Origin of the sequence: Kineosporia sp. NBRC 101731 (assembly GCF_030269305.1) — a bacterium.
Taxonomy (GTDB): domain Bacteria; phylum Actinomycetota; class Actinomycetes; order Actinomycetales; family Kineosporiaceae; genus Kineosporia.
In genome coordinates, this window is the sequence record NZ_BSTC01000006.1 from 275,742 (window position 1) to 289,624 (window position 13,883).

The following is a 13,883-nucleotide window of genomic DNA, read 5'->3' on the forward strand; positions in this document are numbered from 1 at the left end:
CAGTATGCCGCGAAGACCTTCCCCGTGGATGGCCAGGGTGGGGATAGCGGTGTCGAATCGCGGGAGTATGGGCTGTTTGGCGACGAGAGGATTGGTGTCTCTTGGGGGGATTTGGGAGAGATCGGCGGTGATGGGCACCCAGGGCTTCAGCGGGCCATCTCCAACCGCAGGGTGAACACGCTCCCGGTGGGCTGGTTGTCGTGCTGCCCGACGGCCCCACCGTTCGCCTCGGCCAGGCTCGCCACGATGTGCAGTCCCAGGCCGTGCCCGGCCGTGCCGCCCGCCCCGGCGTCGGCCGCGCGGGTGAAGCGTTCGAACAGGTGCTCCCGCACGTCCGCCGGTACGCCGGGTCCGTCGTCGTGCACACCGATGGTGGCGAAGCCGGCCTCCGTGGTGACGGCGACCGCCGTCGCCCCACCGCCGTACTTCACGGCGTTGGTCAGGAAATTGGTGATGATCTGCTGCAGGTGCTGGGGATTCACCAGCACCTGCACGTGCTCGGGGCAGGACACCGCCACCGTCTGGTCGGCGGACTCGACCACCTCCTGCAAGGCCCCGCGCAACGACACGACCTCGCGGTGGGCCTGCAACTTGCTGGTGTCCCGGCTGCACATGGCCAGGACGTTGAGGCGCAACTGGTCGATGCGCTGGGCCGCCCTGACGATCTTCGCCGCAGTCCCGGGCACGTCCGCCGACGGGGCGGCGTCTCCCAGGATCTCCCCGTAACCGAGGATCGTGCTCAGCGGTGTGCCGATGTCGTGCGAGAGCATGCCCATCAGGTCGAGCTTGAGCTGGTTGGCGTCTTCCAGCTCGGAATTCGTTTCCACCAGCTGGTGATTGCGCCGGGCCAGGGTGGCCAGGGCCTCGTCCCGTTCGCGCTGGATCACGAGCTGGTCGCTGATGTCCTGCACGAACCCGATGAGGTGCAGGGGCTGTCCGTCCGCCTGCCGCACGAGCCGCACCCCGACCTGGGCATCCACCGCGTGCCCGTCGCGGTGCACCAGCTTCTTCGTGTGCTCGTACGAGTCGTAGTCGCCGGAGTAGAGCCCGGCCAGCTGCCGGGCCGCACGGGACCGGTCGTCGGGGTGGGTGAAGGAGGAGTTGACCATGCCGATCATCTCGTCGGCGCCGTAACCGAGCATCCGTGCGAAGGCGTCGTTCACCCGGATGAACCGGCCGTCCAGCCCGATGATCGTCTGCCCGATCGTGGCCTGGTGGAACTGCACCCGGAACTGCCGTTCGCTCGCGCCGAGTCGTTCCTCGGCCTGGCGGCGCTCGGTGATGTCGGTGTTGGTCTCGATCACCTCGTGGCCGGTGCCGTCGGCGGTGGAGCGCACCACGTGCTGGCTGAGCGCGACCACGACGGCGCCGTCCGCACGCCGGTGCCGGAGCTCGCCCTGCCAGCGGCCGGTAGCCATCAGCTCCGTCTCGATCTCCGGAAGTCCCTTGGGAAAGCCGGTGTTCAACAGTCGGTGGATGTTCCGGCCGATCACCGCCTGGGCCGGCCAACCGTACATCTCCTCGGCGCCACGGTTCCAGGACCGGATGGTGCCGTCCTGGTCGCGCACGACGATCGCCGCCGGAGCGGCGTCGATCAGCTCGGCCTGACGGCGCATCTCCTCCTCGCCCGCCCGGCGGGCGCTGATGTCATGGACGAACGCGTGGCAGACCGGGCGGAGGCCGGTGCGGGTCACCTGGGCGGAGACCTCCACGGGAAACGTGCGCCCGTGCCGGTCGATGGCGGGCAGTTCGGTCCGTTCCCGCAGCGTGGGACTGCCCTTCCCGTCGTCGTACCCCGGGAAGAGAGCGTCCGCGTAGGCGTCCTGAGACCCCGACGGCACGATCAGCCCGGCCAGCCGGCTTCCTACGGCGATCTCCCGCTCGAACCCGAAGAGTCTTTCCGCACCTGGGTTCCACTCCAGGACGACGCCGTCGGCGTCCACCGACAGGTAGGCGTCGTTGGTCGCGGTGAGGATGGCCCCGAACGTGGCCGAGGCCTCCCGAGCCTCCCGGGCCGCCTGTTCCAGGGCGATCTCCGAGGCCACCGCCGCGGCGAGGTCCTCGAGGATGTCCAGTTCCTGCTGCGTCCACTCGCGGGGGTGGCCGTCGATCGCGCAGAACGAGCCGTAGGTACCCGAATCCAGCCGGATCGGCATGCCCGCATAGCTGACCACCCCGATGTCGGCCACCGCCCCGTTGCCGGCCAGGACATCGTCCTCCCGGGCATCGGTCACGACCAGCGGAGCGTCGGTGTCCACCACGTGCTGGCAGAACGAGTGCGTGAGCGGCGTCTCGCCCGCGTCCGCCCAGGGCTGGGACAGGCCGAGCTGACTGACGAACACCTGACGCTCACCCGTGACCAGGGAGACCAGGATGACGGGGGTATCGAGCAGGCGTGCCGCCAGGCGGGTGAGACGTTCCAGACCCGCGACGGGAGGGCGATGCAGCAGCCCGGTGGCCTCGACCGCGCGAATTCGCTGCGGGTCGTAGACCGGGCTGTTCTCGAACACCGGACGGGCCGCGACCATTGTTTCCCGTCGGCGGATCCCGGGAGGCCCTTGAGCGGGTCCGGAACCGCGAGACCGCCGGACGAGTGATGCCCGTGCGATCCCGCGCCCCCGCCCTATGCTCGACCGCGAGAAGCCACAAGAACCACGAGATGCAGAACGGCTCGGACGACGGCGAACGGGACGGCGGACTGATGGCACTGCTGGACGACACCTCCTGGCACGGCAAGATCTGGACCGGTGGCTGGACCGACGGCTCCGGTGGCGTCTACGACTGCGTGGAACCCGCCACCGGCGAGAAGGTCGCACAGGTCGGCCGGGCCACCCCCGGTGACGTGACCGATGCCGCGACAAGAGCGGCCGCGGCGCAGAAAGACTGGGCCGCGCGCCCGTTCGAGGAGCGCGCCGCCGTGCTGCGCCGGGCCGGGGACCTGCTCACGCAGAACGCGGACGAGATCAAGGGCTGGCTGGCGCGCGAGGCCGGCACCGTCCCGCCGTTCGGCGACTTCCAGGTCCACACCAGCGCGCAGGAGTGTTACGAGGCGTCCGCCCTCCCGAGCCACCCGTACGGGGAACTGCTCCGGACCGGCTCGCCGCGGCTGAGTTTCGCGCGCCGGCTGCCCGTCGGGGTGGTCGGGGTGATCGCACCGTTCAACGTGCCGACCATCCTGGCGATCCGCGCCGTGGCCCCCGCACTCGCACTCGGCAACGCCGTCGTGCTGAAGCCGGACCCGCGCACCGCCGTCGTCGGAGGCACCCTGTTCGCCGAGGTGTTCGCCCGGGCCGGGGTTCCCGAGGGCGTCTTCCAGGTGCTGCCGGGAGGGGCGGACGTGGGCGAGGCCCTGATCGTCGCCCCCGAGGTCCGGGTGATCGCGTTCACCGGTTCCACGAAGGCGGGCAGGGCTGTCGGGGCGATCGCCGGGCAGCATCTCAAGCGGGCCCACCTGGAGCTGGGCGGTAACTCGGCGCTGGTGGTCATGCCGGACGTCGACGTGGACAAGGCCGCGGCGGTCGGGGCCTGGGGCTCGTTCCTGAACTCCGGCCAGATCTGCATGGCGACCAGCCGTCACCTGGTCCACGAGTCGATCGTCGACGCCTACGCCGCATCACTCGCCGCGAGGGTGGAGAAACTACCGGTGGGTGACCCTTTCCGCGAGCAGGTGGCGCTGGGCCCGCTGATCGACGCCGGGCAGCGCGACCGGGTGCACGACCTGGTCACCTCCAGCGTCGCGGCCGGGGCGACGTTGCTGACCGGTGGCACCTACGACGAGCTCTTCTACCGCCCGACGGTGCTCGGCCGGGTGCCCCAACAGGCTCCGGCCTATCAGCAGGAGATCTTCGGCCCGGTCGCACCGGTCACGGCCTTCGGGTCGGTGGACTAGGTGGTGGCCCTCGCCTCCGGGTCCGAGTACGGCCTGTCGCTGGGCATTCTCACGAAGGACGTGTACGCCGGGCTGGCGTTCGCGCAGCGCGTTCCGGCCGGGCTCGTGCACATCAACGACCAGACGGTGAACGACGAGGCCGTCGCCCCCTTCGGTGGGGTCGGGGCATCCGGCAACGGTTCCCGAGCGGGTGGCCCGGCGGCGAACATCGAGGCGTTCACCGAGACCCAGTGGGTCACGCTGCGCGGTGACCTTCCGGTGTACCCCTTCTGAGAGCAGGCTTCCCGGTGAGGGCAAGGGCTTTGAGCTGCTTGAGGACGCCGGTGCTCACGGCACCGGGTCGAGGGTCCCGTGCGGGGTGGCCCGGTTGCACCGGCCGATCCGGCCCGCTGTCAGGCGGCTGCCGGTGAGCAGACCGTACCGGCTCACCGCCAGATAGCCGTACCGGCTGCAGGTGGGCACCTGGCGGCAACGGGTCGGCAGCCGGGGTGAGAGGAAACGCTGGTACCCCCGGATCAGGAGCAGCCCGGCGCGGGCCGCCACGCCCGGCCGCGGACGGGGTCGTGTCTGCGGTACCTGAAGGGCGATGAGGGCGAGCACGCTGCCGCCCCGCAGCAGGCCACAGTCCGGCAGGTTGCAGTCCGGACTGTCACAGCCCGACCACTCGAACAGGCTGAAGCAGTCGCTCGCCCAGCCGCAGGGGGCCGTGCAGGTATCGGCGCAGTCGCAGCCCTCGCCGACCCGCCGCGACCAGCGTCTCCAGAAACCCTCGGACTCCTGATTCGACCGCGGTGACTCATGTGACTCGTGCGACCGATTCGATGGATGCGGCGACCCGTACATCCAGCGGATTCTGGCAGCCCGGAAGTCGTTCGAAACAGCCCGGAAGGTGAAGGATCACCGTGTTCTGAGCCACTCGCCCAGGTCTGCCCCGGCCCTCTCCAGCAACGGCTCGGCGTCCCGCATGGCGACCTCGGCGGAACCGGCCAGCTCGACCAGTGCCGTGACCGACCGCACGCCCAACTCCTGCAGTCCCGTCCGGCTCGCCACCCGTCCCGCCACGATCGCCGCGGGCACCCCGGCGGCCCGGGCCCGTCGCAGCACCTCGGCCGGCGCCTTGCCCTGCAGACTCTGCTCGTCCCAGGAACCCTCGCCGGTCACCACCAGCTGGGACGCCGCCAGGTCCGCGTCGAAACCGATCGCGTCCAGCACGTACGGGGCACCCGGTGTGAGCCGCCCGCCCAGGCCCCCGAGAATCCCCGCCCCGACACCACCCGCCGCGCCGGTACCGGGAATCTCCGGGGAGAAGCCGGGCCCCAGGAGTCTCGCCCAGCGCTCCAGCGCGGCGTCGACCAGCACGATGGTGGACGCGTCGAGCCCCTTCTGTGGTCCGTAGACGTGGGCTGCGCCCTGGGTTCCGGTGAGGGGATTGCGGACGTCGGTCACGGCGACGATGTCGACCCCGCCCAGGCGACGGTCCAGACCGGAGAGGTCCAGGTGCTCCACCCTCAGCAGGCCGGAGGCGTCGGGCGTCACCGGTCGGCCGTCCCGATCGGTGGCCACCGCACCCAGGGCCGTCAGCAGACCGAGCCCGCCGTCGGTCGAGGCGCTGCCACCGATCGCGACGTGGACGCGCCGCGCGCCCAGGTCGAGCGCGGCCCGGACCGCGAGTCCGAGCCCCCAGCTGGAGGCGTGCAGCCCGTCCAGCCGGCCCTCCGGCAGCTGCACCAGGCCGCAGATCTCGGCCAGCTCGACGAACGCCTCGTCGTCCCGCTGCCCGATGACCGACCGCCGGGGCACCCGCGTCGGCCCGGCGACCTCGACGTCCACCGCCTCGAACCCGTTCTCCAGCAACACCGCAAGGGTGCCGTCGCCTCCGTCGGCCACCCCCCGCGTCCGTACCTCGATCCCCGGGGCAACGGTGTGCAGGCCGCGCGCGATCGCCGCGTTGGCGGTCGCCGCGTCCAGCGTTCCCTTGAACTTGTCCGTAGCGACCAGCACGCACCGCACGGCCGGGAAATCGATCACCGAGAGTACCTCCGACGTCCTTGTGGGTTAATGATCGGCGAAATCGCTAACACTCGGCGTTCGCAGGCCTCATAGTCAACGGTCGTGACATCGACAAGTGCACATCACCGGATCCCAGCACTCGACGGCCTGCGCGGCCTCGCGGTGCTGATGGTGGTGGTCTCCCACGTCAGCAGCTACCGCGCCGAGCTGCTCGGGCCCGCCGGCGTAGCGATCTTCTTCGTCCTGTCCGGCTTCCTCATCACCAGCCTGCTGCTGGCCGAGCGGGATCGGTTCGGCCGGGTCAACATGACGGACTTCTACATCCGGCGCGGCCTGCGGCTCTTCCCCGCTCTCGCGCTGCTGGTGGTCCTGACACCCCTGGTGCTCTGGCTGGCCCACGACCCACGACTGCACGACATCCTGCCCGGCCTCCTCAGCACGGTGTTCTACATCCAGGACTTCGAGAGCGCGACCGGCCACGTCTCGGTGCTCGCCCATGCGTGGAGCCTGTCGGTCGAGGAGCAGTTCTACTTCGTCTGGCCGCTGCTGCTCGGCCTGATCATCGGCCGCGCGCGCGGGGACCGCCGCCGGATCACCGCGATCGTGCGCAACATCTGGATCGTCGCGCTGATCTGGCACGTCGTGTCGATCGCCGTGCTGAGCTACGACTGGACCTACTACTCGCCCGACAGCAACGCGATCTTCCTGTTCACCGGCTGCCTCCTGGCCACGTCCGTGCGCTCGCAGGCCCGGCTGCGAGTGCCCACCCCGGCCGCAGCCGGCGGCCTGGTCGTGGTCTGCCTGGTGCCGCTGTTCCTGACCCGGCTGCCCGAGGCCGACTGGCGCGAGGCCACCCTGCTGATGTTCCCGGTGGTGCTGGTCAGCGCTCTGCTGGTGCTCGGCGCGGCCACCCTCACGGTGCTCGCCAACCCGGTGCTGCGCTGGTTCGGCACCCTCTCCTACGGGCTCTACCTCTGGAACTGGGTGTTCATCAGTCTGGAACCGCACGGACGCGCCCTGACCGGCAAGGAACGCGCGATCGCGGCCGTCGCGGCGGTCGTCGCCGCGGCCGCCTCGTGGTACCTGTTCGAGAAGCCGATCCTGCGACTGAAGTCGAGGTTCCAGCGGGTGTCCACGCTCCCGGCGGCCTCCGCGCTGGCGGACGACGAGCCGGTACGGACGACGACACCCGGCCGTTCGGTCGTGCCCGGGGGCCGCACCGAGCCGGCGCAGCCCTCCGTACAGGCGGCCCCGCCCGTGCGTCAGGTGCTGCCGCCGGTCTCCGCGACGTCCGACACCGTGCCGATCGCGATCGTGACGGCAGCCCGGCAGCAGGGGCGCCACACCCGCTGAGTCACCGGGACCGGCTCAGCTACTGGGGCTCGCTGCCCTCGGCGTAGCAGAGGGCGTAGGCGGCGTCGGCCTGCTCGGTCAGGTCACTGACCTTGGTCAGCAACTCGGTCACCTTCTTGCCGTCTTCCTCGGTGCTGACCGTGAGGTCCTGCGCCTGCGCGTTCGCGGCGTCGACCTGCGCCGAGAGATCGCGGTACTCCTCGCAGGCCTGGCCCTTGGCGGCCTCGGCGCTCTCACCGCTCGTGCTGCTCTCGCTGCTACCGGTCGGGGCCGGGCTGCTGTCGGAACCCCCACCGCTGCAGGCCGCGAGCAGCAGGGCGGTACCGAGAGCGGCCAGGGCGGGAGCTACGTGTCGTCGGGAGTGCACGACCACGAGCATGGACGCCGACCAGGCGCAGGTGAAGTGGCTTGGGAGACGCTTAACCGCCCGCACCGAGAAGCTTGACCCAGCGACCGACCCAGCGACCGACCCAGCGACCAGGTCAGAGACTGACGAACCGCTTCCCGAAGATCGGGTCCGGGTTGGCCCGGGCCTGGTAGACGGCCACCGGGGTGGCCAGGCCGAGCCAGGCCGCCTGGGGAAGCAGGGCCGCCGCAGCCGCCCGGTCGTGCCGGGCCAGCAGGGGCAGGGCCGCTGCGGTGACGGCCGCGTCGGTGGCGGTCCAGGCAGCGGCGAGCACGGGGCTGCGGCGCCGGAAGTAGGCGTAGGAGAAACTCACGTACACGGCGGCGTCGACCGCGGCCAGAGCGAGCAGACGACCCCGGTCGGGGCCCGGAACCGTCCGCGCCGCCCGCAGGGTGGCCACCGACCAGCCCAGCTTGGCGATCGCCCAGGCCGGCCCGAATGCCACGGGCGGTGGGGCGTAGGGCGCCTGGCGCAGGGATCGGTAGTAGGCCGGGTCGTCGGGACGGCCCGCCGCGGTGCCGGCGAGCATCAGCCCGGCGGTCAGGGCGACGGGGCGCACGGACGCCCGCAGGGCCGTGGACAGTCTGGTTCGGACGCTCACCGGTCCAGCTTCGGCGACGGCGGCTCCTCGCGCACCTCGGAGGACACGGCAGAGGGTATGGCGGAGGGCGCCTCGGAGGGGCGCTCGAACAGTGCCGTGACCAGGAAGTCCAGGCCGAACCAGGAGGATTCGCCGGACTGGGCCAGCATCGGGCGGATCTCGACCTCGGTGAGGTCCTGGAACAGCCAGCGCAGGTCGTCCGGGGAGAAGGCCAGACCACCGGCCAGTGACTGCGACCGGTACAGCTCGGCGTCCGGCTCGTCCGAGCCCATCCGGCCGGCGGCGAAACAGGAGACACCGAAGTGACCGCCCGGTGCCAGCAGCCGCTCGAGCAGTGCCCGGTAGCTCACCCGGCGGTGCGGCGGCAGGTGGTGCAGACAGCCGGAGTCGTAGATCAGGTCGTACGGTCCGCCCAGCTCGCCCCCCGCCTCCTGGAAGGCGTCGCCGACGACGAAGTTCACCGCCAGCCCCTGTTTCTGCGCACGTTCCCGGGCCCAGGCCACGGCTTTGTCGGACAGGTCGATCGCGTCGACCGTGAAACCCCGCGAGGCCAGGAACAGCGCGTTGCGTCCCGGTCCGGCGCCGAGGTCGAGTGCCCGGCCCGGCCGGATCCGGCCGGCCTCCAGATGGGCCACCAGGTTCTCGTCCGGCTTGTTCTCGAAGAACGGTACGGACCGGTCCCGACCGGTGTAGAAGCCGTCCCACCAGGCCCCGCCCGCACCGTCGCTCCAGCGATCCGCCGAGGTGGGAAACATGCTGTCCAGCAACCGTAAGGCGTCTTCCACGGTGCGCACGTCCCGCCGGCCCGGCCCGCGATGCGCTCGCAACCCCTGTCCCATTCGCGACAATCTACCGTCGGCCTACCGTCGGCCTACCGTCGGCCGCAGACCCTCAGGGCACCATCCACGACAGCACCGGTGAGGCCTGCAGCACGACGAGAAGACACATCACCGGCAGGAGGATCACCGTCGCCTTCAGCACCGCCCGGAACAGCTCGCCCTCCCGCCCGGCCAGCCCGACGGCGGCCGCGCCGATGGCCAGGTTCTGCGGGCTGACCATCTTGCCCAGCACCCCGCCCGACCCGTTCGATGCGGCCAGCAGCAGGGGATCGAGCCCGGTCTCGGCCGCCGCACTCACCTGAAGGGCCCCGAACAGCGAGTTCGACGAGGTGTCCGAACCGGTCACGGCCGTGCCGAACCAGCCCAGCAGCGGCGACAGCAGCGCGAAGAACGAGCCGGCACCGGCCAGCCAGACACCCAGCGTGGTGGTCATGCCCGACGTGTTCATCACGTAGGCGATGCCCAGCACCGCCACCACGGTCAGGATCGCGGTGCGCAGTTGCACCAGCACCGCGCCGTAGGCCCGTCCCCATGCGGCCAGGGGCAGGCGCAGCAGCAGGCCGGTCAGCACCCCGGTCAGCAGCAGCACCGTCCCACCCGTCCCCAGCCACTCGAATTTGAAGGTGGTGAGCGCCAGTTCGCTGCCGTCGGCCTTCACCACGTCGAGCCCGGGCCAGCCGAACCGGGCCGAGGGCCGCAACAGGGTCTCCTTCACCGCCGGGATCGCGACGATGCTGAAGAGCGCGATCACGATCAGGTAGGGCGCGAAGGCCAGCCATCGGTCGTGGCGCTCGGGGTTCTCGAGAGTTTTCACTGAGGACGTCGGTGAGACCGCCGATGTCTCCTCACCTTCCCTCCTCCCGGGAGGACCGGAAGGTGCGACGGAACCGGAAGGCTCAGGGGCGTCCACCATGGGCGCCGGTGACCACCCCCGCAGGAACACCAGCACGGCTCCCGCCGAGACCAGGGCCGCGGCGATGTCGCTGAGCTCGACCGGCCCGTAGTTGGACACAGCGAATTGGGCGAGGGCGAACGACACCCCGCAGACCGCGGCCACCGGCCAGACGTCCCGCAGGCCCCGCCGCCCGTCGAGCAGGTAGAGCAGCAGGAACGGCACGATCAGCGCGAGGAACGGCACCTGCCGCCCGGTCATGGCGCTGATGTCGCGCAGGGGCAGCCCCGACACCTGGGCCAGCGTGATCACCGGCGTGGCGACCGCGCCGTACGCCACCGGGGCGGTGTTCGCGACCAGGGCCGTGGTGGCGGCCTTCAGCGGGCTCAGCCCGATCGCCACCAGCATCACCGAGCAGATCGCCACCGGCGCCCCGAACCCGGCCAGGGCCTCGAGCAGGGCCCCGAAGCAGAACGCGATGATCACGCCCTGGATCCGCACGTCCGGGCTGATGCCGGTGAACGTGCGCTGCAGGACGTCGAAATGGCCCGACCGGCGCGTCAGCTCGTACACCCAGAGGGCGTTGATCACGATCCACATCACCGGGAACAGGCCGAACGCGGCCCCTTCCGTCGCCGCTAGGAGCGCCTGACCGGCGGGCATGGACCAGACGAGCACGGCCACGACGAGCGAGAGCGTCAAACCGGTGAGGGCGGCCAGCCAGGCCCGCACCCGGAACACCCCGAGCATGACGAAGAGGACCACGAGCGGGATCGCCGCGAACAGGGCCGACCAGGCGAGGCTGCCGGCCAGGGGATCGAGTTCCTGTCGGTACATGAGCATGTCTCCACCACGACGCACGACGATGTGACGGTCCGGGAGTGCTCCCGACATCGTGCGCCCGGTGGGCCGAGGACGGCACCTCTAGGTGCTGGTGTAGGCGCCGTCCAGGCAGATCAGCGGTGGGCGGCGGTTCCCGGCAGCACCGGCGGGGCTGGTGAAGATCTCGTCCTTCGCCGCGCTGTTACGCGGAACCTGTTGACAGTAAAAAAATTTCACGAACCCTCGAGGAGGCGGTGAAGATCGTGACATAGCATGCGCGGCATGACCGGGGATGAATCGATCGCACCGTCGACCGCACGCCGTCTACTCGCCGAACTGGCGCGCACCCAGCGGGACGGGCGGCTCCCGAGCGTGGTCGCCGGGGTCACCCGGGGCGGGAACCTGGTCTGGTCGGGTGCCCGCGGAACGGTGGACGGCGCGCAGCCCGGCCCTTTCACGCAGTACCGGATCGGATCGATCACCAAGACGATGACGGCCGTGGCCGTGCTCCGGCTGCGGGACGAGGGCCTGCTCGGTCTCGACGACCCGATCGAGAAGCACGTTCCCGGGCTGCCGTTCGGCGAGCGCACCGTCGGGCAGCTGCTGGCGCACGAGTCCGGGTTGCGGGCCGAGTTGCCGGGGGACTGGTGGGAGCGTGTACCGGGCGTCGGCTGGTCCGACCTCGCGGCGCGGTTGCGGCGTGACGACGTGCTGTACCCGGCCGGGCGCCGGTTCCACTACTCCAACCTGGGGTACGCGGTGCTGGGTGAGGTGGTTGCGCGGCTGCGGGGGTGCGCGTGGTTCGACGTCCTGCAGGCGGAGGTGCTGAACCCGCTGGGCATGCTCCGCACGTCGTACTTCGCCGAACCGGGCGCGGCGCGGGGGTGGGCCGTGCATCCGTGGGCAGACCTGCTGCTGCCCGAGCCCACCGAGGACTCCGGCGCTGGGGCCGCGGCCGGGCAACTCTGGTCCACGGTCGCCGACCTCGGCCGGTTCGCCGGGTTCCTGCTCGGGTCCCGCGGCGGTGCGGGCGTTCTCGCCACCTCGACCGTCGCGGAGATGGCCGAGGTGACGGGGGTGGAGGCCGGCCGGGGGCGCCGCGGATACGGTCTGGGAGTCTTCAGCTACGAAATCGACGGGGGCGCGGTCGTGATCGGCCACGGCGGCTCGATGCCGGGCTTCGTGGCCGGGCTGTTCGCCGAGCCGGCGCAGCAGACCGGCGCGGTGGTGCTGGCCAACGCCACCAACGGCAACAGCAACGACCTGGCCATGGCGATGCTCCGGATCATGCGGGACCACGAACCCTACGTCGGGCCCAGCTGGAAGCCCCTGGAGAAGGTGGACGAGGACGCCCTGGCCCTGACCGGCACCTGGTACTGGGGCCCGAGCGGCACCGGGCTCCGGCTCACCGCCGACGGTGACCTGGTCGCGACCGGGCTGGGGAACGGCGCGCGCAGCGGGCGCTTCCGGCGTGACGTGCAGGGCCGATGGGTCGGGCTGGAGGGTTATCACGCGGGTGAGACGCTCCGGCCCGTGCGCGATGCGCAGGGGCGCGTGGTCTCCCTCGACATCGGCACGTTCGCCTTCACCCGCACGCCCTACGACCCCACCGCCCCGGTGCCGGGAGGCGTGGACCGGGAGGGCTGGCGTCCTTACTCCTGATGCTCCTGATATTCCATGATCGCCCAGCCGTGCGCCTCGACCTGGGTGCCGGGTTCGTCGGGGGAACTGCCCAGCAGTCGCGTGAGCGGCCCGCCGAGGTCGAAGCCGTACGGCTGGTCCGAGATGTTCAGCAGCACGGCCAGTCCCGGTCCGCCCTCGGGATTCGTCACCCGGTAGGCAAAGACCTCGTTGGCCAGGTGCACCTGGCTGGAGATGCCGTGGGTCAGCCAGGGGTGCCGCCGGCGCAGGCCGATCAGGTCCTGGTGCAGGCGGTAGATGGGCCGGCCGAGATCCGACAGCTCGTCCGGGTTCTCGGGGAATTCCGGGCGGATCTCGGCGTCGCCGTCCACCCGCTCGTACTTGACGCCCCGGAACGCCTGCTCGTCCCCGGCGTACACACTCGGCACCCCGGCGACCGTGAACAGTACGGCCAGGGCGTGGCCCAGGTGCCGGGGGTCGTCGAGGCGGCTGGCCAGACGGGTGACGTCGTGGTTGCCCAGGAAGGTCTGCGGCACGAAGGCCGAGCTGAAGGTGTTGTGCCGGTCGAGGGTCCAGGCCAGTTCCCACAGGTTGGTGTCGTTGAGGCTGCTCCAGACCGACTTCCACAGCTCGTACTGGGTCAGCGAGTCCAGCCCGCCGTCGGCCACCAGCGCCGGGTAGTCGCCGTGGATGACCTCGCCGAGGAACCAGGCGTCGGGATGGGTGGAACGGACCTCGCCGATCACGTCGTGCCAGAACGCCGACGGCACCGCGTAGGCCGCGTCCAGCCGCCAGCCGTTCGCGCCGCGGTCGAGCCAGTACCGCATCGCGTCGATGGTGTACTGCCGCACCGCCGGACTCTCGTGGTTGAGCGCGACCAGCCCGCCGTGGCCCTCGAAGTCACGGTAGGTGAGTTCCCCGGAGGCGCTGAAGTCGACGTGGAACCAGCCGGTGTACTCCGAGTCCGCGCCCTTCTCGAGCACGTCCCGAAACTGCGGGAAGTCGCGCCCGACGTGGTTGAACACACCGTCCAGCAACAGCATCACGCCGTGCTCCCGGCAGTCCTCCACCAGGGCGTCCCAGGTGCTCCCGTCACCGAGGCGGGGATCGAGGCGGAAGTGGTCGACCGTGTCGTAGCCATGGGTCTGGCTGGCGAAGACGGGCCCGAGCAGCAGGCCGTTGGCGCCGAGCTCGATGACGTATCCCAGCCAGTGGTGCAGCCGGGCGAGCCGCGGCACCGGCTCTTCGGAGGTCGATTCCGGGGCCGTCGCCGGCGCCCCGGTGAAGGAGAGCGGATGGAGCTGCCACCAGATGACGTGATCCGACCAGACGGACATCGGGCCTCTTCCTCGTAGAAACGCGAACGGCGCCGGGCTCCCTCGGAAGCGTCGGCGCCGTCTGTGGGTGCGGAGACTCAGACCTGTGCGGAA

At 70.9% G+C, this 13,883-nt stretch carries 11 protein-coding genes and 1 pseudogene; 3 read left to right on the forward strand and 9 right to left on the reverse strand.

The window, feature by feature from the left end; translation table 11 throughout:
• Window positions 1-146: 146 nt before the first annotated feature.
• Window positions 147-2,510 (reverse strand): sensor histidine kinase, encoded by a 2,364-nt coding sequence (locus QSK05_RS19090; RefSeq protein ID WP_285598602.1) that lies wholly within the window; start codon window positions 2,508-2,510, stop codon window positions 147-149.
• A gap of 191 nt (window positions 2,511-2,701) precedes the next feature.
• On the opposite strand from QSK05_RS19090, the pseudogene QSK05_RS19095 reads away from it, so the two are divergent.
• A pseudogene (locus QSK05_RS19095) lies at window positions 2,702-4,162 on the forward strand (aldehyde dehydrogenase family protein).
• 54 nt (window positions 4,163-4,216) lie between these two features.
• Here the strand turns inward: QSK05_RS19095 and yidD are convergent.
• Together yidD and QSK05_RS19105 are read right to left on the reverse strand one after the other, a co-directional pair.
• On the reverse strand, window positions 4,217-4,732 hold the full coding sequence (gene yidD, locus QSK05_RS19100) for a membrane protein insertion efficiency factor YidD (RefSeq protein ID WP_285598603.1): 516 nt from the start codon (window positions 4,730-4,732) through the stop codon (window positions 4,217-4,219).
• Window positions 4,733-4,786: 54 nt separating this feature from the next.
• Window positions 4,787-5,917: a glycerate kinase gene (locus QSK05_RS19105; RefSeq protein ID WP_285598605.1), complete on the reverse strand. Its 1,131-nt coding sequence runs from the start codon at window positions 5,915-5,917 to the stop codon at window positions 4,787-4,789.
• 84 nt (window positions 5,918-6,001) lie between these two features.
• On the opposite strand from QSK05_RS19105, the gene QSK05_RS19110 reads away from it, so the two are divergent.
• Entirely contained in the window at window positions 6,002-7,252 is a 1,251-nt protein-coding gene (locus tag QSK05_RS19110; RefSeq protein WP_285598606.1) for an acyltransferase family protein, read from the forward strand.
• A 19-nt stretch (window positions 7,253-7,271) separates the two neighbouring features.
• On the opposite strand, the gene QSK05_RS19115 is transcribed toward QSK05_RS19110, so the two are convergent.
• The 5 genes from QSK05_RS19115 to QSK05_RS19135 all read right to left on the reverse strand — a co-directional run bounded on the left by QSK05_RS19115 (window position 7,272) and on the right by QSK05_RS19135 (window position 11,049).
• Window positions 7,272-7,619, reverse strand: coding sequence for a hypothetical protein (locus QSK05_RS19115; RefSeq protein WP_285598607.1), 348 nt, complete (start codon window positions 7,617-7,619; stop codon window positions 7,272-7,274).
• A gap of 115 nt (window positions 7,620-7,734) precedes the next feature.
• Window positions 7,735-8,259 (reverse strand): tryptophan-rich sensory protein, encoded by a 525-nt coding sequence (locus tag QSK05_RS19120; RefSeq protein ID WP_285598608.1) that lies wholly within the window; start codon window positions 8,257-8,259, stop codon window positions 7,735-7,737.
• On the reverse strand, window positions 8,256-9,098 hold the full coding sequence (locus tag QSK05_RS19125; RefSeq protein WP_352301806.1) for a class I SAM-dependent methyltransferase: 843 nt from the start codon (window positions 9,096-9,098) through the stop codon (window positions 8,256-8,258). Before QSK05_RS19125 ends, QSK05_RS19120 begins: the two co-directional genes overlap by 4 nt.
• Window positions 9,099-9,150: 52 nt before the next feature.
• The gene (locus QSK05_RS19130; RefSeq protein WP_352301911.1) at window positions 9,151-10,827 is read right to left on the reverse strand and encodes an L-lactate permease; all 1,677 of its coding nucleotides are present in this window, start codon (window positions 10,825-10,827) and stop codon (window positions 9,151-9,153) included.
• A gap of 87 nt (window positions 10,828-10,914) precedes the next feature.
• Entirely contained in the window at window positions 10,915-11,049 is a 135-nt protein-coding gene (locus QSK05_RS19135; RefSeq protein WP_285598611.1) for a hypothetical protein, read from the reverse strand.
• 45 nt (window positions 11,050-11,094) lie between these two features.
• Here QSK05_RS19135 and QSK05_RS19140 point away from each other — a divergent pair, with 45 nt between their 5' ends.
• Window positions 11,095-12,474, forward strand: coding sequence for a serine hydrolase domain-containing protein (locus tag QSK05_RS19140; RefSeq protein ID WP_285598612.1), 1,380 nt, complete (start codon window positions 11,095-11,097; stop codon window positions 12,472-12,474).
• Here the strand turns inward: QSK05_RS19140 and QSK05_RS19145 are convergent.
• Window positions 12,465-13,790: an alpha-amylase family protein gene (locus QSK05_RS19145; RefSeq protein WP_285598613.1), complete on the reverse strand. Its 1,326-nt coding sequence runs from the start codon at window positions 13,788-13,790 to the stop codon at window positions 12,465-12,467. The two genes, QSK05_RS19140 and QSK05_RS19145, sit on opposite strands and share 10 nt — an antisense overlap.
• Window positions 13,791-13,883 lie beyond the last annotated feature (93 nt).